The 22,301-nt window shown below is 30.2% G+C and carries 17 protein-coding genes and 1 riboswitch; of the genes, 5 read left to right on the top strand and 12 right to left on the bottom strand.

All coding sequences use genetic code 11. The features are described 5' to 3' along the window. Positions 1–96 precede the first annotated feature (96 nt). Entirely contained in the window at positions 97–468 is a 372-nt protein-coding gene (locus OIO11_RS00780; RefSeq protein ID WP_268069421.1) for a hypothetical protein, read from the bottom strand. A 112-nt stretch (positions 469–580) separates the two neighbouring features. Beyond that, a complete protein-coding gene (locus OIO11_RS00775; RefSeq protein ID WP_268069420.1) occupies positions 581–1,633 on the bottom strand; it encodes a hypothetical protein in 1,053 nt (350 codons plus the stop codon). Between the two features lie 492 nt (positions 1,634–2,125). Here OIO11_RS00775 and OIO11_RS00770 point away from each other — a divergent pair, with 492 nt between their 5' ends. From OIO11_RS00770 to OIO11_RS00755, 4 genes are all read left to right on the top strand, one after another. Next, positions 2,126–2,614: an NADH-quinone oxidoreductase subunit NuoE family protein gene (locus OIO11_RS00770; RefSeq protein WP_268069419.1), complete on the top strand. Its 489-nt coding sequence runs from the start codon at positions 2,126–2,128 to the stop codon at positions 2,612–2,614. Positions 2,615–2,617: 3 nt separating this feature from the next. Beyond that, the gene (locus OIO11_RS00765) at positions 2,618–4,513 is read left to right on the top strand and encodes an NADH-quinone oxidoreductase subunit NuoF (protein ID WP_326497903.1); all 1,896 of its coding nucleotides are present in this window, start codon (positions 2,618–2,620) and stop codon (positions 4,511–4,513) included. A gap of 40 nt (positions 4,514–4,553) precedes the next feature. After that, entirely contained in the window at positions 4,554–6,287 is a 1,734-nt protein-coding gene (locus OIO11_RS00760) for an NADH-dependent [FeFe] hydrogenase, group A6 (RefSeq protein ID WP_268069418.1), read from the top strand. Between the two features lie 213 nt (positions 6,288–6,500). Next, a complete protein-coding gene (locus OIO11_RS00755; RefSeq protein WP_268069417.1) occupies positions 6,501–8,591 on the top strand; it encodes a M1 family metallopeptidase in 2,091 nt (696 codons plus the stop codon). Between the two features lie 150 nt (positions 8,592–8,741). Here the strand turns inward: OIO11_RS00755 and OIO11_RS00750 are convergent, their stop codons facing one another. From OIO11_RS00750 to OIO11_RS00710, 9 genes are all read right to left on the bottom strand, one after another. Further along, the gene (locus OIO11_RS00750; RefSeq protein WP_268069445.1) at positions 8,742–11,132 is read right to left on the bottom strand and encodes a homocysteine S-methyltransferase family protein; all 2,391 of its coding nucleotides are present in this window, start codon (positions 11,130–11,132) and stop codon (positions 8,742–8,744) included. After that, the gene (locus OIO11_RS00745) at positions 11,122–11,790 is read right to left on the bottom strand and encodes a vitamin B12 dependent-methionine synthase activation domain-containing protein (protein ID WP_268069416.1); all 669 of its coding nucleotides are present in this window, start codon (positions 11,788–11,790) and stop codon (positions 11,122–11,124) included. Before OIO11_RS00745 ends, OIO11_RS00750 begins: the two co-directional genes overlap by 11 nt. Before the next feature lie 33 nt (positions 11,791–11,823). Then, complete coding sequence (locus OIO11_RS00740) at positions 11,824–12,276, bottom strand: S-ribosylhomocysteine lyase (protein WP_268069415.1); 453 nt, start codon at positions 12,274–12,276, stop codon at positions 11,824–11,826. A gap of 26 nt (positions 12,277–12,302) precedes the next feature. After that, the gene (metF, locus tag OIO11_RS00735) at positions 12,303–13,202 is read right to left on the bottom strand and encodes a methylenetetrahydrofolate reductase [NAD(P)H] (protein WP_268069414.1); all 900 of its coding nucleotides are present in this window, start codon (positions 13,200–13,202) and stop codon (positions 12,303–12,305) included. A gap of 161 nt (positions 13,203–13,363) precedes the next feature. After that, a riboswitch (SAM riboswitch) is annotated at positions 13,364–13,475 on the bottom strand. A gap of 77 nt (positions 13,476–13,552) precedes the next feature. Beyond that, the gene (locus tag OIO11_RS00730) at positions 13,553–14,725 is read right to left on the bottom strand and encodes a SpoIIE family protein phosphatase (protein ID WP_268069413.1); all 1,173 of its coding nucleotides are present in this window, start codon (positions 14,723–14,725) and stop codon (positions 13,553–13,555) included. After that, positions 14,722–16,458, bottom strand: a complete 1,737-nt coding sequence (locus tag OIO11_RS00725) for a [Fe-Fe] hydrogenase large subunit C-terminal domain-containing protein (RefSeq protein WP_268069412.1) — start codon at positions 16,456–16,458, stop codon at positions 14,722–14,724. The genes OIO11_RS00730 and OIO11_RS00725 overlap by 4 nt, the downstream gene beginning before the upstream one ends. A 33-nt stretch (positions 16,459–16,491) precedes the next feature. Continuing rightward, entirely contained in the window at positions 16,492–16,740 is a 249-nt protein-coding gene (locus OIO11_RS00720) for a (2Fe-2S) ferredoxin domain-containing protein (RefSeq protein ID WP_268069411.1), read from the bottom strand. Between the two features lie 43 nt (positions 16,741–16,783). Continuing rightward, entirely contained in the window at positions 16,784–18,520 is a 1,737-nt protein-coding gene (locus OIO11_RS00715; protein WP_268069410.1) for a [Fe-Fe] hydrogenase large subunit C-terminal domain-containing protein, read from the bottom strand. A 430-nt stretch (positions 18,521–18,950) separates the two neighbouring features. Then, positions 18,951–21,143 (bottom strand): sensor domain-containing protein, encoded by a 2,193-nt coding sequence (locus OIO11_RS00710; RefSeq protein ID WP_268069409.1) that lies wholly within the window; start codon positions 21,141–21,143, stop codon positions 18,951–18,953. 366 nt (positions 21,144–21,509) lie between these two features. Between OIO11_RS00710 and OIO11_RS00705 the strand changes: the two genes are divergently transcribed. Further along, positions 21,510–21,893 (top strand): winged helix-turn-helix transcriptional regulator, encoded by a 384-nt coding sequence (locus OIO11_RS00705; RefSeq protein WP_268069408.1) that lies wholly within the window; start codon positions 21,510–21,512, stop codon positions 21,891–21,893. 40 nt (positions 21,894–21,933) lie between these two features. On the opposite strand, the gene OIO11_RS00700 is transcribed toward OIO11_RS00705, so the two are convergent. Further along, positions 21,934–22,098: a zinc-ribbon domain-containing protein gene (locus OIO11_RS00700; RefSeq protein ID WP_268069407.1), complete on the bottom strand. Its 165-nt coding sequence runs from the start codon at positions 22,096–22,098 to the stop codon at positions 21,934–21,936. Positions 22,099–22,301 lie beyond the last annotated feature (203 nt).

Raw genomic sequence — 22,301 nt, 5'->3', positions numbered from 1 at the left:
TTTTTCCATTTTGTCAATAATTTTCTTAATATTTCGAAATTTCCAACCCAAAAACAGAGTACATTTATGCTATTTGCATAAATGTACTCTGTTTTTTTAATCCTTATAATATCTAAGAGTAAGTCTTACAATTCTTTCACATAATCTTTTTGCTACTGGATAAGGTACCCCATACCTTACCATAGTCCTCAAAATTCCTGGATTATATCTTTCTATCATTCTACATATTCTCTCAACATCTCTATAATTATAATCTTTGTCATAATAATCTTTATCACCATAATAATCTTTATCTCCGTTGTTCTTGCTGTTCTTCTCTCTATATTCTTCTTCTTTTTCATCTTTATCTACTTCCAGTGATGACAAATCCTCTACAATAGGATCTATAGTTCTTGGCATGTACATATAATCTGATATTTCAAAAGGCATCATGTAATTAATTTCTTCCATATTATTATTGTTGTACAATTTATATACCTCCATATTTTTACTACTACATTAGTAAAATATGGTTTTTTATGAATTTTGCTACTAAAATTCATAAAAGCTATGGAGTAATTTTATTTTAAACATATATATATTACTTTAATAAAGTATACGCTTTTCCATTACGCTGCAATAAACTAAATTCATTAAATCTAATTTTTTGATTTATGAATGTATCATGTTTTATGTCTACATCAAATTTACCCCAGAATTCTTGTAAAAACTCCTTTTGAGAGGCCTCTATTGTACTTAATCCAGTTTTTTTGGATTTTTGTACCATATCTTTAGCCTTTATAAGTAATTTTTCTTTTGGACAATCTTTTGAAGTAAAATATGAAATATACTTGTTAAATTCTATCTTTTTATTTACCTTACCGTCCATTGTATATACTACTTCTATTTTTTTATCATATTCCTTAGCTGCTACTTCAGATTCTCCTTCACATAAAAGCTGATTTTCCATACCACAAACTACTACAAACTTTGTGGTAGTGGTTTCTGAAGTTATTGCTCCAAAGCTTTTTATCACTTCTTTTTTTAATACATTTAAGCTTTTTTTCTTTAAAGTTGAAGCTGATTTTAACTTTTTTTCCTCTACACTATTTGTAATATCTCCATCTATAGAAGATATAATTTTAATTTTTCCTGAAAAATTAAGTGGAATCACCTGATATGAAATAGTTGCTAAATGTATATTTTCAAAACTAACCATTCTTTTAGTGTTAATCTCTACTCTTTTTCCTTTTGGTGATTGCCAAATTAAATGTCTATGTAAAATTCCTTCTTTCAGATCAAGCGTTCTATTATATTCAAATATAGTACCTTTCAGCATATTGAATTCTTCATCTTCTATATATATCCTTATAATTTTCTCATTAATTACATTAAATATATTTTCATTTTGCCCAAAATAAGCACATGCTTCTTCACTATCTACATTAGATTGTACATCATATATTCCCTTAATATACGTACCTTTTTGTTCATAATCCCCTTCTTCAAAACCACCCTTTATTCCTATATATCCATTTCCAAGATAAAATACTACTTCTTCTAAAAAGTTATATTTAACATTAAATTCTTTTTCAATGATTTTCCATCCATCAAAAATATAGCTGCTATTATTTTTTAAATTTTTGTTATTCACTGACGTTCCCCCTTTTCATTCAAGAAATCGTTCTCAGAAATACTTATTGAATAAAACCATCTTTTATTTTAACTTTTGTTTTTCCTTTATTTACCATAAATTATATACTATTTATACACTTTTTTCAATTTATTGAAACATATATTCGCTAAGATAATATTTTATTCTAAGTTTGAACTTTTAACTTTTCAAATTCTATATCTATTATTTTTTTTGTAAATTTGAAGGATTTTTTTAACGTTAATAGAATTTTATATTAGTTAATACTTTGTATAATAAAAATGACCTTGTAAGTAAATTAGTATAATTATTTTTATGTAAAAATATTAAAAAAATATTTCAAATACAACTTTATGAAAACGTTTTAAATTTTCCGAATATTCCTTTTGTTTAGGGTTGTTTTAATATTTTTACATTTTCACCATTACATTTTTTTGTTTTTATAATGTTATTTTTTTATCAAATTTATTTATGATTGAGGGGGTAAAAGTAGTGTGTACAAATATTTTAGCTAATGAAAAGTTTCAAGAATTAGAATATTTCATTGATACTCTTGAAGATAAACAAGGCGCATTAATTGAGGTACTTCATAAGGCTCAAGGATTATTTGGTTATCTTCCAGAAGAGGTTCAAAGATTTGTAGCTAAAAAATTAAATATCAATGTTGCAAAAGTATGTGGTGTTGTAAGCTTTTATTCTTATTTTACTACAGAACCAAGAGGTAAATATGTAATAAGTATCTGTATGGGAACAGCTTGTTTTGTAAAGGGAGCTGGAGACGTATTAAAAGAATTTGAAAAGCAGCTAAATATAAAAGCAGGCGAAACTACACAAGATTCAAAATTTACTGTTGATGTGTTAAGATGCGTAGGGGCCTGTGGTCTTGCTCCAGTCGTTACAATAAATGATAAGGTTTATGGTCATTTTACAACTGATATGGTAAGTAAAGTATTACAAGATTATGCTGAATTGGAGGGATAAACCTTGAGTAAAATTAATTCAATTGCAGAACTTAAAACACTCAGAGATAAATACAAAGATTTAGTTGATATGCGTAAATTATCTGAAGATATCGAAGTGTGCAGTAAAAATACTAGCTCAAAAAGAGAGATACTAATCTGTGGAGGTACTGGTTGTAAATCCTCTAGAAGTGATGAAATATTAGAAAATTTAAAGCTGGAAGTAGAAAAAGCTGGATTATCGGATAAAGTACATATTTCTATAACAGGGTGTTTTGGATTCTGTGAAAAAGGTCCTATAGTAAAAGTAGCTCCAGATAATGTTTTTTATGTTCATGTTTCACCAGAAGATGCAGAAGAAATTATCCAAAAACACTTGCTTAAAGGTGAAGTAGTTGAAAGACTTCTATATATTGAACCTACTATCAGAGAAAAAGTACAGAAACAAAATGAAATGTCTTTCTACAAAAAGCAGATGAGAATTGCTCTTAGAAATTGTGGATTAATAAATCCTGAAAAAATTACTGACTATATAGGAGAAGATGGATATCTTGCTCTTGGTAAAATACTCACTGAAATGACTGGTGATGATGTCATTAAATTAATTTCTGATTCTGGATTACGTGGACGTGGAGGCGGCGGCTTCCCTACAGGTAGAAAGTGGTCTTTTGCAAAAATGTTCAATGCTGACCAAAAATATATAATCTGTAATGCTGATGAAGGTGATCCAGGTGCTTTCATGGATCGTTCTATCTTAGAAGGAGACCCTCACAGTGTTCTTGAAGCTATGGCTATAGCAGGATACGCTATTGGGGCTTCTATAGGATGTATCTATATAAGAGCAGAGTATCCTCTTGCAATACAAAGATTAAGAACGGCTATAAGCCAGGCACATGAATATGGCCTTCTTGGAAATAATATTTTAGGTAGTGACTTTAGCTTTGATATTAAAATAAAATATGGTGCAGGAGCTTTTGTATGTGGAGAAGAAACTGCATTAATTCACTCAATTGAAGGATGCAGAGGTGAACCTACAAACAAACCTCCATTCCCTGCTGAAAACGGATTATGGGACAAACCTACATGTGTAAACAATGTTGAAACTCTATCTAATATACCTGCTATTATAAACAACGGTCCAGAATGGTACAGTTCAATCGGTACGGCAACTTCTAAAGGAACAAAGGTATTCGCTCTTGCTGGAAAAATAAATAACGTCGGTCTTGTGGAAGTTCCTATGGGTACAACTCTTAGAGAGATTATCTATGAAATTGGCGGCGGAATTAAAAATGGCCGTAAATTTAAATCTGTGCAAACTGGCGGACCTTCCGGTGGATGTATACCAGAACAATTTCTAGACATCCCTATAGATTATGAATCATTATCCTCTATAGGCTCTATGATGGGGTCCGGTGGTATGATTGTTATGGATGAAGATAATTGTATGGTTGATATTGCTAAATTCTATCTTGATTTTACTGTTGAAGAATCCTGTGGAAAGTGTACTCCTTGCCGTATAGGAAATAAGCGTTTGCTTGAAACTCTCGAAAAAATAACAGCTGGCAAAGGTACAGCCCAAGATTTAGAAAATTTAAAAGAATTAAGTGAAACAATAAAAGATACTTCTCTTTGCGGACTTGGACAAACTGCCCCGAATCCCATTCTAAGCACTATGAAATATTTCATGAATGAATACGAAGCTCATATATACGAAAAACGCTGTCCTGCTGGTGTTTGCAGTAATCTTCTTAAATATGAAATCACAAGTGGCTGCATAGGATGTACTAAATGTGCAAGACAATGCCCTATGTCGTGTATTAGTGGAAAAGTTAAAGAAAAACACATTATTGACCAAGAAAAGTGTATCAAATGTGGTCAATGCTACAGTGCATGTCCAGTTGGCGCAATAATAAAAAAATAATAAATTAAGTAGTAATATTATAAAGGAAGAGGTGTAAGATTTGAGTCTAGTAACTCTAACTATAAATAATAGACAAGTTCAAGTAGAACAAGGTACAACTATTTTAGAAGCAGCAAAAACACTTAATATTGATATACCTGCATTATGTCATTTAAAACTGCACGATAATAAAACTGTAAATCATCCTGGTTCTTGTAGAGTTTGCGTTGTTGAAGTAGAAGGAAGACGTAACTTAGCTCCATCTTGTTCAACTCCTGTTAGTGAAGGAATGGTTATAAAAACTAACTCTATAAGAGCTATTAAAGCCCGTAGAAACATTGTAGAACTTATGCTTTCAAATCACCCTCAAGATTGTTTATTATGTGAAAAAAATACATCTTGCGAACTTCAAAAACTAGCTGCTGACTTAGGTATACATGAAATAAAATATCAAGGGGAAAAAACAACATTTCCTAAGGATAATTCAAGTCATTCAATAATAAGAGATATGGATAAATGCATACTTTGCAGACGATGTGAAACAGTCTGTAGTGAAATCCAAACTGTAGGTGTATTATCTGCTATGAATAGAGGCTTTAATACTATTGTCAGTCCCGCTTTTAACCTTCCTATGTCAGAAACAAAATGTACTTTCTGTGGTCAATGTGTAGCAGTCTGTCCTACTGGTGCTTTAACTGAAGTTAACTATGTTTCACAAGTATGGGATGCAATAAATAATGAAGATAAAGTAGTTATTGTACAAACTGCACCTGCAATTCGTGCTGCTCTTGGAGAAGAATTTGGTCTTGAACCTGGTACACCTGTAACAGGGAAAATGGTATCTGCTCTTCGTGCACTTGGCTTTGATAAGGTATTCGATACAGATTTTGCAGCAGACTTAACTATAATGGAAGAAGCTAGCGAATTTTTACACAGAGTTAACCATGGTGGAAGACTTCCAATGTTAACTAGCTGCTGCCCTGGATGGATTAAATTCATTGAACATGATTTTAGTGATCTTTTAGATATTCCATCTACATGTAAATCTCCACAACAAATGTTTGGTGCAATAGCAAAAACTTATTTTGCTGCAAAAATGAATATAGATCCTGAGAACATAGTAGTAGTTTCAGTTATGCCTTGTCTTGCTAAAAAATATGAAGCTGCAAGACCTGAAATGAATACTAATGGTATACAAGATGTAGATATTGTTATAAGTACAAGAGAGCTTGCTAAAATGATAAAAGAAGCGGGTATTCATTTTATTTCATTAAAAGATGAATATTTTGATTCTCCTCTTGGTGAATCTACAGGTGCTGGTGTAATATTTGGTGCATCTGGTGGAGTTATGGAAGCAGCATTACGTACAGCTTATGAATGGATAACTAAAGAGTCTATTCCTAATTTAGAATTTAAAGCTGTACGTGGCCTTGAAGGAATAAAGGAATCTACAATCAAAATAAAAGATATGGATGTAAAAGTAGCTATTGCAAATGGTCTTGGAAATGCTCGTAAGCTTCTAAAAGCTATCCAATCTGGTGAATCAAACTATCATATGATAGAAATCATGGCTTGCCCTGGTGGATGTATAGGCGGTGGCGGACAACCTTATAGCCAAGCAAATAGTGAAGTATTAGAAAAAAGAATCGAAGCCCTTTATAAAGAAGATAAAAATAAAGCGTTAAGGAAATCTCATGATAATCCATATATAGATAAATTATATAAAGAGTTTTTGGGCGAACCATATGGTGAAAAAGCTCATAAACTTCTTCATACACATTATACAAAGAGATAAGAAATTAAGTACATTGCAGACGGAGCGTAGAAATAATCTACGCTCTGATTTTTTTTTCTTAAATTTACATTAAATTTATTGTTTTAAGTATAATTTCACAATGAACTATGCTAATATTTAGCTATAAATGTAAATCATTTAATTATTTACATTTATATGAATAAGATTATATGAAAAAGGGGGGAATTGCTCAATTTTCAGAGCAATAATATTATGAAAAATAATAAACTTAAAAACTTTACGTGTTTTTTAACAACTTTGTTGTTACTGTTATGCATCAAGCTTCCTACTGCTTTTGCAAAAGAAGGAACAAACAATTATAAAATTAATGCTTCCTTCAACGAAAGCACCAAAACACTTACCGTTAACGAAACCGTTACTTTCAAAAATACTTATAATACTTCCTTAAAAAATATAGTATTTCATCTTTATCCTGATGCTTACAACAAAGCTGAAACTAAACCTCGAATTGGCGGACAACCTGAAGAATTATCTAAAGATGAAGTAGGCGATATAACCATAACTAAAGTTTTTGTAAATGATAAAAAAGTTAATTTTACTCAAGATAATCAAGTACTTAAACTTAATCTTGATAAAGCTATCATAATAAATGAAGAAACTAAAGTATATATTGAGTTTACATTTAAACTTCCATTTGGTACTGATCGTATGGGATATTTTGAAGATATATATTCCTTTACTAACTGGTATCCAATTTTATCAATTTATGATTCACAAACTAATAGATGGGATGAAAATCCTTTCCATCCTGTTGGAGAATCCAATTATGCAAACTCTTCAAACTATGATGTTACATTAAATGTTTCTAAAGATATGAAAGTGGCTTCTACTGGTGTAGATAAAAATATAAGCTATAAAAATGATATTAAAACCATAAACATAAAAGCAGAAAATGTTAGAGACTTTGTGTTTGTTATGAGCCCTAAATTTAAGATTATATCTAAACAGATTAATGGCACTAAAGTAAACAGCTTCTATTATGAGGAAAAGGGTGAAGACAAAAATTCATCAAAAAAGAGAGCTTCTATAATTCTTGAAGCTGCAGCAGATTCTTTAGATTTTTTCAGCAATAAATTTGGGAAATACCCATTCGAAGAATACGATGTTGTCGAAACTTACCTTAGTGGTGGTGCTATGGAATATCCTCAACTTATCCAAATGGGTAACTACCACTTTGATACTGAAAATTTATCCTATGAACTAGGAAGTTATATACCTTTTGAAATTGAAGCTGCTGTTCATGAAACCGGTCATCAATGGTGGTTTTCTTTGGTTGGAAATAATGAATTTAAACAATCTTTCTTAGATGAATCCTTAACTGTATACTCCACAGCTTACTATTTTGAACAAAAATACGGCAAATATTGTCCTGCTGGAACAATTATAAATTTCAGAATGTATCCTTACCGCAGCTATGGAAACGACCGTGCGCTCAATACAAGTGTTGATAAATTCAATTCATGGATGGATTATAGCCAAACAATATATAATAAAGGACCTTTAGCTTTTGAAGACTTACGACAAAGAGTTGGAGATGAACAATTCTTAAAGGTTCTCCAAACTTATTTCAAAAAATATGAATATAAAAATGCAACAATTGATGGTCTTCTAAATACAATTGAAGAAGTTGCTGGTAAGGATGTTAGAACGGCTATGCATACTGCTATAACTTCTAAAAACTATTCTCCTGAAAACATAGCTGTTTCTGATGAAGAAAGAGAATTAATAGATAGAGAAAGATTAAAAGCAGATATTTTACAAAGAGAAAAAACATACGGTCTTTCCCTACTTAGTATTCAAACTAAAGCAATTCTTGGAGAAAAAATTTATATAGTTAAACCTTCTAATTTGTCTGAAGACCTTACTAAATCTATAGACAATTTTATTGAAAATATTAAATCACAATGTGAAAATTTAGGTATAGATAATAATCTGATTGTAAAATTTGATAAAGATTTAACTTCTGAAGAAATGCACAGTAATAACTTAATACTAATAGGTAACCCTTGGACTAACGCAACACTAAATTCATTAAATACAAGCCTTCCGATTTCATTAACTAAATACTCATTAACTATGGAAGATACAAATATATATAATTCTAATGTAAGTGGAAGTTTTGTAGCTAAAAATCCTTACAATAAAGATAAAACTTTGCTAGTAGTTTTTTGGAATAAGGATCTAAACCTTGAAAATTTAATTGAAAATACTTCTTATGATGACGATGCAAATCAATTTTTAATAAATATAAATAACAAAAAAAGATTATCTGGAAGGTTCTAGCAACAATAATCAGATTGTTAATTTATACAAATATTTTCATATACTGTACCCAGCAATAAAAAACTGTAACTTAGTTTATTTTAATTTTATAAGCTAAGCTACAGTTTCTTTTTAGTTTGTAATTTTTTATTTGATAAAACCTACTGGTTACTATAACTTACCATTCCCTTGAAATACTTCTCGTGCGATTTGTACTGCTTCCTGAGCATCCTTTGCATAGTAATCTGCCTTTATCATATCTGCATATTCTTGATTAAGCACAGCTCCTCCTACGAACACTTGGCATTCTACATTATTTTCTCTAAGAGCCTTTATAGTTTCCTCCATACTCTTTACTGTAGTTGTCATAAGTGCACTAAGTCCAACAAGCTTTATGTTTTCTCTTTTAGCAGTTTCTACTACCATTTCTATTGGAACATCCTTGCCTAAATCTATAACATCAAAACCATAATTTTCAAGGATAACCTTGACAATATTTTTACCTATATCATGTATATCACCTTTTACTGTGGCTAAAATAATCTTCCCTTTTGAAATTGTTCCCTGATTGTCTTGAAGCATTTTTTCTTTTATAATTTCAAAGGCTTTTTTTACTGTTTCTGCTGACTGTATAAGCTGTGGTAAGAATATTTCACCTTTTTCATATTTATTACCAACAATATCCAAAGCTGGTATTAAATATTCATCCACAATTTCTATACTGGCTTTTGTTTTTAGTAATTCTTTTGTCCTTGCTGCAGCTTCCTCTTTTATCCCTTTTACAATTATCTCTCTTAAAGTCTTATCCTGATTTTGAATCGTAACATCCTTATTCTCGGTTGTTTGAGAATATATCTTTACATACTCCTTAGCCTCTTTATCATCATTGGAAAGCACTTTAAAAGCATTTATAGTATCCATGACTTCTTTGTTATTAGGATTTAATATTGGAGCATCCAAGCCTTGTGATAAAGCCATAGCCAAAAACGTTTTATTTAATAATCCCCTGTTTGGTAATCCAAAGGATACATTACTTACTCCAAGAAGTGTTTTAACTCCAAATTTTTCTTTTACCATTCTTACGGCTTTTATTGTTTCTATAACTTCTTGCTGTTGAGCTGACGCTGTTAGCACCAAACAATCAATCAGTATATCTTCCTTTTTTATTCCATATTCTTTAGCTGTATTTATAATTCTCTCAGCAATTTCAACTCTCTCTTCAGCTTTAGCAGGAATTCCGCTCTCATCCAATGTAAGTCCTACAACACAGGCCCCATATTTTTTAGCAATAGGAAATATTTCTTCCATAATTTCTTTTTTACCATTTACTGAATTTATCATTGGTTTTCCATTATAAATTCTAGCAGCAGCTTCTATAACTTCTGCACTGGAACTATCTATTTGAAGAGGTAAATTTATAATAGACTGTATTTCCTTAATAACCTTTACCATTACTTCTTCTTCATTGATTTCAGGAAGCCCTACATTTACATCTAATATATCTGCACCAGCTTCCTGCTGATTAATAGCTTCCGTCAATATATAATCTAAATTATTATTTCTAAGAGCTTCTTTAAACTTTTTCTTTCCTGTTGGATTTATCCTCTCTCCTATAACCTTTGCCCCTTCACCTAAAATTACAGTTTTAGAAGATGAACTTGTAGCTGTAATGTTCTTCTCTTTTACCTCTAAAGGTTTTAATTCTCCTAACTCCTCTATAATTGTTCTTATAAAATCATCATTTGTTCCACAACATCCACCCAGAATAGATACTCCCTTTTGACCCATACTTTTTATGTAATAGGCAAATTCTTCTGGAGTAATATCATATATAGTTTCACCATTCTCAACCCTTGGAAGCCCTGCATTTGGCTGCACCATAACAGGAATTGACGAGTATTCCAGAATTTTTTCTACTGTTGGCAGCATTTCCTTTGGTCCAAGAGAACAGTTTAATCCCAAAGCATCAACTCCAAGCCCTTGTAAAACCATAACCATAGTAAGTGGATCAGTCCCTGTAAAGGTTCTTCCATCCTCTCCAAAGGTCATAGTACAAAATACTGGCAAGCTGCTGTTTTCTTTTGCAGCAAGAACTGCCGCTTTTGCTTCATATAGATCTGAAATAGTTTCAATTAAAATAAGATCACAGCCTGCTTCTACGCCTGCTTTTACCTGTCTTTCAAATATTTCATAGGCTTTTTCAAATTTAAGTGTGCCTATTGGTTCTAATAACTGACCAGTAGGTCCTATATCTAACGCAACATATTTATTCTTATTATCTTTTTTAGCTTCCTTAGCAATTTCTACAGCTTTGCTTATAACTTCTTCAACAGAATATCCTGTTTCTTTAAGTTTTAATTCATTAGCTCCAAAAGTATTAGTAGTTATTATATCTGCCCCTGATTTGATATATTTTTCATGAATATCCCTTATTATTTCTGGATGTAATATATTATAAAGTTCTGGTATTTCTCCTGCTTTAAGCCCTCTGTTCTGCAGCATAGTACCCATAGCTCCATCGAAAAATATAAATTTCCTGCTAAGTATATCCTTAATCTCCACAGTAGTTGCCCCCTTTTTTGTACTCACAATTTTTATTCCTACTGCAGCTTTTACATCCCGGATGTTCACTTATAATATTTCTATCTTGAAATCCTATTACTGCAGTTACTGACTTTCTAGGTATTAGAATACTGTCCTCTGTAACAGAAAGACCAATTTTTTTCTGTGCCTCTAAAATATCCAATATATTCTTCTGAATATCTATTGGAAAATCTCCATATCCAGGACTATATCTATAAGTTATTCCTAGATTTGTTTTCAAAGCCTGCTTTCTAATTTCCTCTTGTACTTCATCACAGGCACTTTCTATCAGAGTAGTAGCACAGGCATCTAAAATTAAGGCCTTTGTCAAATTAAATTTTTCATAATATCTTATCTTTTCATCCACTAAACTTCCTAGAGTTATAGCCATAACAGCACATTGTTCAGAATATTTAAGGTGTTCTTCAATATCCCTACCTTCAAATACTAAATTGCTATTTAATACTTCTACCCCTTTTATATTTTTAACTATATCAAATACTTTAAAGTTAAAGTTTAAACTTACATATTTCTTAATCTCATCTATACATTCATCTATTAATAAATTTATAGACTTTTCAACTATTTGATTTTTATGTCCTAAATAGCGTAATACTTCTTTTTTATCAATATTCAAACAATTCCCTCTTCTCAAAATAATAGTTACTTTTTATCTATAAAAGTTAGTGCTAAAGCCTTTATCCAATACATACTTTGCGTATTCCTTTGCCCCAAATAAAGATAAATCTCTATAATTGCCGCATTGTATATAATTAGCTGCCGGGATTTCTTCTGCATCTAATACTTGTCTTAAAGAAAGGTCTAACGCCTCCTTAATAACTTTCGGCTCTACATCTCCCCAAAGGATAAGATAAAATCCTGTTCTGCATCCCATAGGAGATATATCAATTATTTTATCCAAATGCTCTCTTAAAAATCCTGCTAAAAGATGCTCAAGCGCATGTAGTGAAGCAGTTGGTATAGCTTCTTTATTAGGTTGTACAAACCTTAAATCAAACTTTGATACTACATCTCCCTGTTCACCAGTTAATGTACAGCATTTTCTTACATAAGGTGCCGCTACCTTTCTATGATCTAATTGAAAGCTTTCTACTTGTGGCATCAAAAATTCCTCCCCTTGTTCTTAAACTAAATAACAACATTACGATTTAATGCATATACAATAGATGATATGTTTTGAACTATTCTCTTTGCAACCTCTGGATTGTTCATAGTATAAATATGAATACCATCTATTCCAGAAGACAATAAGTCAATTATCTGTTCAGTAGCATAAGCAATTCCTGCATCCTTTAAAGCTTCAGGATTATTTTCATATCTGTTCATTATTTTAATGAATTTTTCTGGAATATGAGTTCCACATAAAGATACTATTCTCTCTATTTGTTTTTTATTTATAACTGGCATAATACCTGCCTCAATTGGCACATTTATACCTAATTTATCAGCCTTTGTCTTAAAATCATAAAAAAAGTTATTATCAAAAAATAGCTGGCTTATAAGAAAATCTGTACCTGCATCTATCTTATTTTTTAGATACAATAAATCCTCTTCAATATTTTCACATTCAATATGACCTTCTGGATAGCAAGTACCTCCTATACAAAAATCATCAGTATTTTTTATATGATTTACTAAATCCACAGCATGCCCAAAATTCAGTGGATTAGGAAATTGGAAATCAGTATCTTCTGGAATATCTCCTCTAAGAGCTAATACATTATTAATATTATTTTTTTTCAATTCCTCTAATATATTGTTTATATCACTTTTAGTAGATGTTATACATGTCAAATGTGCTAAAGCTTCTATATTGTATTTATTCTTTATTATTGATGCTATTTCCACAGTTTTATTATTTACTGTGCTTCCTCCTGCCCCATATGTTACACTTATATAGTCTGGATTCAACGGCGCCAAAGCATCTATAGTTTTATATATAGTATCTATAGATGACGCCTTTTTTGGTGGAAATATTTCGAATGAAATTACAGGTTTCTTTTTTGAAAATATATCTTTTATATGCATGAAATGCCCCCCTATTTATTTAATCTATGAAAATTTAGCTAATTGAAAATCATCACACTCCTCAACTTATTACTAAATAGTAATTTTATCTATGCCCCTGATTCTTAATAAAAAAAATAAGACCTAAAGGATATCCTTTAGGTCTGGTTTTTGCCTATAGATCCTTATCTTTCAGCTTTTGCTGTAGGATTTAGCACCATTGTACGTGTTATAAAACATCATACTGGTTGCCGGGCTTCACAGGGCCAGTCCCTCCACCTCTCTTGATAAGAAATATTACATTTTCATATTAGTTCACATTATATATTTTTTTATTCGTTATGTCAATATTTTATTTCACAAATTAAAACTTATACATAATTCACTTTTACCTTTTTGCCTAACTTTTTCATAAGGTCACATAGTTCGTCTACTAAATTCAGCTTTATATTTAAATCCGTAGGAAAATCTGGGTTTTGGTGTGCTAAGTTTACCGATCTTCCAACCCATAAATTTAAATGTGTGCAGTCCTCTAATAACATTTTTACCAAAAGAGAAACTCCATCTTTTTCTGCAATATTATAAATAATTTCGCTCTGTGAATAACACTCCATCCCATTTTTCAACTTATCTACAGCTTTACTTAAAGTCAAAACTCCTTCTGTTATCAAATCAATCCCCTGCATGCTTGATGTTGGCGGAACGTCTTTATAGAGAACATCCATATTCACTGTTATTTTCTTATTCAATTCCCTTGCTGCAATATTTGCAGCAGTTCCACCACATATAATTTTTTTACCTTTGCCTTGCATAATTTTTTTTATAACATAGCTGTCATTGGCAGTATTTACTGGTGGCCCCGTAAATAAATCAATATATTCCGGCTCTCTTATTTTAATTGCTACCACAGTAGTATCGTCTCCTGGCTTTTTTCCATATAAATCCCAGCATACTTCTACTAAATCTCTTGAGATATTTTTAGCAGATTTTTTTCTAAAGCAGCTTCTCTCCAAATAATTATCTACCTTGTCCCATGTCCATCCTAGGTTTAATACTTGCCCTATTCCTGCATGAATCACTCCATCACTTACTGCAACCAGAACATCACCTTTTCTTGCCATAAAATCACTAACAAAAACTTTCTTTCCTTTTATATTCAGTTCCTTTTTAGGTAATTTTAAACTTTCATTATTTCTTATAATAAATAAGGGGGGATTATCATATTCAGCTGCAAAAACTCTACCATCATTATATATTTTCAAAATAGTAAAAGTTGAGTATGCAATATTTCTAACCTTACATACTGGGAGAGTATTTATTATTGTATCCACAGTTTCATAAATATCTTCTCCTTCTTTTAACATAGTAGCTGCAATTTTAGTTGTAAGTGTAGACAATATATTAGCCTTAACTCCACTTCCAAGCCCATCTGCCATAACTACAATAATACTGTCTTCCAGCTTAACGATTTCTACATTATCACCACAAAGTTCTTCTTCATATTTTATTAAGCTGTCATAAGCAATATCTATGAATAAACTCACTCAATATCATCCTCCTCTCCCTCAACAATTCTCCTTAATTTATTTAAAATCACCTTTGTTTCTGCTGTAGTTTCTCCAAGAACCCCTGCAATTTCCTGAGCAACTCTCATTTGTTTTTCTATTACCTCTTGTGCAGCATTTATAGTATTTTTCTTAACCCTGTTTAATGCTCTTTTATTCTTTTCTTCTTCCATTATATTTGTCATAGTCGCTAAAATTAAATCTTGTTTATGAAGATAATTTATATTTGTCATAAATACAGCATTATATTGGTTATAAAACACTTTCTTACCTACTATATTTTCACCTGTTTCTTTAACTTTTCTAAAATCAGAGTCGTCTATTAACAAACTCAATGGCTTACCCGAAATATTTTCATATTTTACCATAAAACTCTGCTGAGCAGCTGGATTTATTTCTACAACATTCATTTCGCCATCTACCATTATAATACTATTAGCTGTATTTTCAATTATTACGTTACTTAAACTTTCTGCCTTACTTCTCATGAAATGTAAGCACATGTCTGTTTCAGCCATACCTTCGAATATAGCTTGTGCTTTTTCTCTACAAGTATCATATCCACATACCCCACAATTAAGTTTATCTTCTTTTGTGAATTTACCCATGCGCTTCATAATTTTCTCTATATCTTTTTCCCCTGCTACTAGTCTTTTAAAACTCTTGTCTTCAAATTCTCTACGGAAGTTTATATTTTCTATTATAATTTCTGCATTATTAAAAGTATTATCTTTTTCCCTGCATTCTTTTCTCTTTATATATTCTTTAGTTTTTTGAAGTCTACTATAGTATTGTTTTTTATTCTTCATCATATTATGTCCACCTATACATCCGCCTCTGCAAATATTTAGCTCTGCAACTACACCTTTAATAGCTCCCATCTGAATACTGTCCAATATCTCAATACATTCTTCTGTTCCACTACTAATGATAGAGTGTAGTTGATTTTCCAGTATGGTATTTTGAATCGAGTTAATTACTTCTCCTTCTAATAAAAAACTCTTTCCCTTCCTGTGGATATTCCTATCAAATTTTTCAGATTTAAGTTCATCGAATTTTATTCCTTCTTCATATATCCATCTATTAACTTCATTAAAATTTAAAACTGCATCGATTATTTTTTCATTTTTAAACTCATTAGCTTCAATTTTTTTAGCAATACATGGATCTATAAATACAATAAAACAATCTTCTCCATATACTCTCTTTAGCAGCATAGCCTGTGCAATCATGGGTGAAACTACTGGAATCATATATTTAATTAATTCAGGATAATATTTTTGTATTAATGAATTTGCAGAAGGGCAAAAAGTAGTTATATAATTTTCAAGTTTATTCTCATTTAAATATTTTTCATAATAATGAGCCAAAACATCTGTTCCTAAATCGTTTTCTTCAACAAATGAAAAACCCACTCTTCTCAATGCAGCTACTATTTTTCCCTCTTCTACATTAAAAAATCCCGCAAAAGATGGAGTTACACTTACAATAACCTTTCTTTTAGCTACTATTGCTTCTTTAACTCTATCTAAATTACTTACAACCTTTGTAGCATTTTGAGGACAAATTTCCATACACTGACCACATGCAATACATCTTTCCTGTACAATTTCAGCTTGTCCCTCTTCAAATTTAATTGCTTTTACCAGACATGCTCTTAAACATTTATAGCAGTTCTTACAACTGGCTTTAGAAAAATTTATATAATTCACTAACTATTCCCCCTTTTGTCCTAACTCATTTTGTCATTTTTGCAATTTACTTATAATATTTTCTTGAAAAAATACCTCTAAACTGCTCTCATCAACTGAAAGAACAGGACCATCATCAACTTTTATAGAAACTGGCTTGCAGCAGTTTTCAAGACAGCAAGCCCCTTTAATAACTACTCTATCTTCAAGTTTATTTTCTTCTACTAACTTCTTCAATCCATTTATTACATTATAAGACCCCTTAAGATAACATGTGCTTCCTACGCATACTGTAATGTCCATCACTATAATCACCTTTTCCTAAAATTTTATCTTTTTTACGTTTTTAGTGTTTATCTTCTCCTGCAACAACTTTTCTTAACTTGTTTAATATAACTTTTGTTTCTGCTGTAGTTTCTCCAAGTAATCCTGCTATTTCTTGAGCTACTCTCATCTGCTTTTCTATTACTTCTTCAGCAGCATTTAAGGTATTTTCTTTTACTCTTATTAATTCTTCCTTATTTTTCTCTTCCTCAACAATATTTATCATAGAAGCTAAAACTAAATTCTGTTTAGGAAGATATACTATATTTTCTATAAAAACAGCATTATACTGTGGATACTCAACCTTTTTACCAATTATGCTATTACCTGTTTCTTTAACTTTTCTAAAGTCCTCATCATTAATTAGTGCTGCTACAGGTTTACCTTTTATATTTTCAGCTTCTACCATAAAAACTTCTTGTGCTGCCGGATTGATCTCTTTAACATTTAACTCTTCATCTATTAATATAACACTACTGGCAGTATTTTCAAAGATTACGTTAGTTAATCTTTCAGCTTTACTTCTCATAAAATGAAGGCACATATCTGTCTCTGCCATTCCTTGATAAATGGCCTTAGCTTTTTCTCTACAAGTATTATAACCACATACTCCACAATTCAATTCATCTTTAGGTTCAAATTTGCCCATTTCTCTCATTATTCTTTTTATATCGGCTTCCTCTACATTAGCTATTTTTATGCTTTTGTCCCTAAAACTCTTATTTAAATTTATATAGCTTGTTAAAACTTTAAGTGTATTCTTATCAAATTTCTTATCTTTGGAAGCATTTTCTCTTTTTTTGATATATTTCTTTACCTTTTGTAACTTTTCATAATAATCCTGTTGATTATTAACCATATTAGATCCACCTATACAACTACCTTTGCACACACTCATCTCAACAAATACTGATTTTAAAGTTCCACTTTTCATACTTTTTAATATATTAATACAATCTTCTGTTCCACTTACTGAAATTCCTTGAAGTTGTTTTTTTTCTAATTCATCTTTTACAGCTTCAATAATTCCTCCATCTACCGGATAATTATGACCTCTTTTTTCTCCACACTTATTAATCTCTTCTCTTTTAATTTCTTCCATATCAATTTTAGACTCTAAAATCCATTGATTAATTTCTTCAAAGGTTAAAACTGCATCTATAAACTTATTATTTTTTACACTTCCCGCTTCAATTTTTTTTGCAGCGCATGGCCCTATAAATATCACAAAACTTTCTTTACCATAGATACTTTTTAATATTTGTCCATGAGCAATCATAGGTGAAACTGCTGGAATCATGTATGGAACTAATTCTGGAAAGTATTTTTCTACTAAATAATTAGCAGAAGGACAACAGGTAGTTATATAAGCAGTATCTTTATTCTTTTCAACATATTCACTATAGAAATTTGATACAATTTCTGCACCCACAGCAGTTTCCTCAATAAAATCAAATCCTAATTTTTTCAAAACAGCAACTATTTTCCCTTCTTCTATATTAAAATATCCTGGAAAGGATGGAGCTATACTTGCTATAACATTTTTTTCACTAGCTATTAAATTTTTTACTTTTTCTAAATCACTTACAATTTCTCTAGCATTTTGCGGACATACTTCAAGACAATGTCCACATCCAATACACCTTTCTTCTACTATTTCTGCCTGTTGATTTTTAAATCTTATTGCCTTAACAGGACACGACCTTAAACATTTATAACAATTTTTACAACTAGCATTAGAAAAATTCATATATTTCATTACTTTTCTCTCCTAAATACCAAATTTTATTTATTTAACAATTCTCAATCTTCGAACATCTCAGTATAAAATATATTATAAATCAATAAAAAATTTTTTTCACTATTCAAACTCAACATAATATCTATAAATACATTCTCATCTTTTAAAATTTTATACCTTTTTTATTTTCAGAATATTGACAATTTTAAATTAATGATGTATTATAAATATATAAACAAACCAAACAAAAATATAGATGGAGGTGTTGCAAATTTATATAACCAATAGGAAAATTTAAAAGGATTGGGGTGATTCCACCAAAACATATTAACTATAAGAGGAGTTAGATACTTGGAAATAGAAATTAATCAGTTTTATGACTAGCGTACATTTATTATTAGATTGAATAAATGTACGCTAGTGTTTTTTTTGAAAAAAAACAGCAAGCTTATATGCTTACTGTAAAAAATCCTTTTTGTAAAATTTTTTCTATCTCATTTGCTTCATATGGTTTACTAAAGAAATATCCTTGTATTTTGTCACATTTCTTATCTGCCAATATTTTTAACTGCTCCTGAATCTCTACCCCTTCGGCAACTACATCTAAAGCCATCTCATGAGCAATAATTATAATTCCTTCTATAATTGACTTTTGACTATAATTAGTACAAACATCATCTATAAATGTTTTATCTATTTTAAGAGTATCAATTGGTATATTTATTAAATAATTTAGTGAAGAATATCCTGTACCAAAATCGTCTAACGCTGTTTTGACTCCTATTTTTCTTAATTCATTGAGTATTTCAATACTTTTTTCCAAGGATTCCATAAGTACACTTTCTGTAATTTCAAGTTCAAGAAACTCTGGTTTTAATCCTGTTTCCGTAAGAATATTTTTTACTAAATCTACAAACCCTCTTTGTCTTAATTGCAATGAGGACACATTAACTGCAATAGTATCATAAAAATAATCTTTGTTTTTCCATTCTTTATTTTGCTTACATGCAGTTCTTATTACCCATTCTCCAATATCAACAATAAGACCTGTCTCTTCTGCTATGGGGATAAATTCCATTGGCGAAATAAAACCCAACTCAGGATTTGTCCATCTTATAAGTGCTTCAAGACTAACTATTCTTCCTGTACTTACTTCTATCTGAGGTTGATAATACAACTCAAACTCATCATTTTTTACAGCTTCCCTTAAAGCTTTTTCAATTTCTGTCTTTCTAAGCACTTGATCAAACATTGATTTTTTAAAAAATGTGTATCTATTCTTCCCTGAGAATTTTGCATCATATGCTGCAGTATCTACATTTCTTAAGATTATATTTACATCCTCTCCATCATCAGGATATACTGTAATTCCTATACTAGGAGTAATATAAAGCTTATGTTCTCCTAATATCCACAAATCTTTAAATATGTCTATAATTTTATTAGCGCTTTCTACAGCTTCTTCATATGTATTTATATCAGGCTGAAGTATCAAAAACTCATCTCCGCCAAATCTTGAAATAGTATCTTCTTTTCTTATCACTTCTTTTAGTCTATTGGCGATGATCTCTAATAATTTATCCCCGATATCATGACCTAAAGTATCATTTATATTTTTAAAATTATCTAAGTCTAAGAACAGAACTATACCCTTACTGGCTTTATTTGAATTCCTACTAAATTCTAAAGCCTTTTTTAATATTTTTTCAAAACATCTTCTATTAGGCAGTCCTGTTAGTGAATCATAGTACGCCATATTAAAAATTGTTTTTTCTCTTTTTATTCTTTTATCTATATCAGTATATGTGCCCACAACACGAACAGGCTTTCCTTCATTATCCCACATAGCAATAGCACTGTCCTGTATCCAAATATAAGAACCATCTTTTTTTCTAAAGCGATACTCTATATTATATTTATCAATCTCTCTGTTAAGATATTTATTTCTAATACTTAATACAGTTTTTCTATCTTCTGGATATATTGATTTTTCCAAAATTTCACATATATCTATTAACTCATTTTCATCATACCCAATAATTTTTTTCCAAGTTTTAGAATAAAACATTGTATCATTTTTGGTATCCCAATCATACATTCCGTCTTTAGAAGCCACAGATGCCAGTTCATATCTTTCTTCATTTTTTCTAAGTAACTCTTCATTTTCCTGAAGTTTATTATACTTAATCCTCAGTTCTTTCTCAGTTGCAGTTAAATCATCATATATAGCAGAAAGTGCTTCGTAACTTTCTCTAAGTTTTTTTTCTTTTTCCTTAGTCTCAGTTATATCTACAATAATTCCACCTATCAACTTCTCTTTATCATCAAATTCAATTGGAAATTTATACCCTTTATATATCAACTTTTTTCCATATATATATATTTCTTCTTCAGTTGTCAAGTATTGTCCATTGCTCAATTTAAAAACTTCTAAGTCATTCTTAGTCATTTCACACGCTACTTCTTTTTGCCAAATTTCTTCATTAGTCTTTCCAATTATATTTTTTAGCGGCTCTTTTAGCAGATTTTCAAATTCTCTGCTCAAGTATAATGCTCTTGTATCTCTATCCTTAACAAAAGCTAATTCAGGTAAATTTTCAATAAAAAGCTTTAAAGCCTCACTATTTTTGATATTTTTCATGCTCTTTCACCTACCTTGAAATACAGCTTTAGTTATAATAATTGATAATTATAACTAAACTAGTATAATTACTAACATTATAATACCACATATTATCATTTTCAAATACTATTATTAATACTTTTGTATATTCTACACTATTTTTCCTTTTAGAAATGTAATTATTTTATTTATATAACATTTTATCTTATAAAACAAAAATCCGAATAACCTAATATATGAATAATGTTAATTCTAGTTTTAACCATACACAGTTTTTTATTTTATGTTATAATATAAAAAACTGTGTATTATTATTTAAGTTATATAGATGTTTCTATAATCTATACTGTCTAAAATGATACTAATGAGAAAGAAGGTTGATTTATGTCAAAAATTCAAGAAAAAACTTATCTTTGTGGCATGGAACTTACTATGGATATAATAGGCGGAAAATGGAAGGGTGTAATCCTGTGGAATTTGAGAAACAGAACTCTTAGATTTAGTCAATTGAAAAGAAGACTCAATGGTGTAACTCAAAAAATGTTAACCCAACAATTGCGTGAACTAGAGGAAGATGGTCTTATAAACAGAAAAGTATTTCCTCAAGTTCCTCCAAAAGTAGAATACAGTCTTACTGAATATGGTAAAACTATTGTTCCTGTTCTTTATGGTATATATCAATGGGGAATTAAATACTCAATGCAATTTGATGTGAATTTAGACATACCTAATGAAATCATAGACAAGATTATGAAACGTGAATTATAAAAATGACTGTTGTATTACAACAGTCATTCATTTTAACATATTATCTTCTATTATTATTATTTCTTTGTTGTTTTCTTTTTTTTCTACAATCAGGACATCTTACAGGATCATTTTCAAAACCTTTTTCTTTGTAAAATGCTTGTTCTCCTTCAGTAAATAAGAAATCTTTTCCACAATCTTTACATACTAATGTTTTATCTGCCATTATAACTATCTCCTCTTTTTTAAATTGCGATTCACTTTATCAAAACTATACTGCTTAAATGAAGTTTCCTAAATGCCCTGTAATGATATCTTAATCGCTGTATTATTCTTCACTTAAGTTTAACATATTAATATTCTCTATTCAATAAATTTATAAACTTATTTTTCGACAGATTATTTATTAAAGTTGCTGTCCTTTCTATA

It is taken from the genome of Clostridium sp. ZS2-4, from assembly GCF_026719745.1.
Classification (GTDB): Bacteria; Bacillota; Clostridia; order Clostridiales; family Clostridiaceae; genus Clostridium_H.
This window is presented reverse-complemented; position numbering and strand designations above follow the sequence as displayed.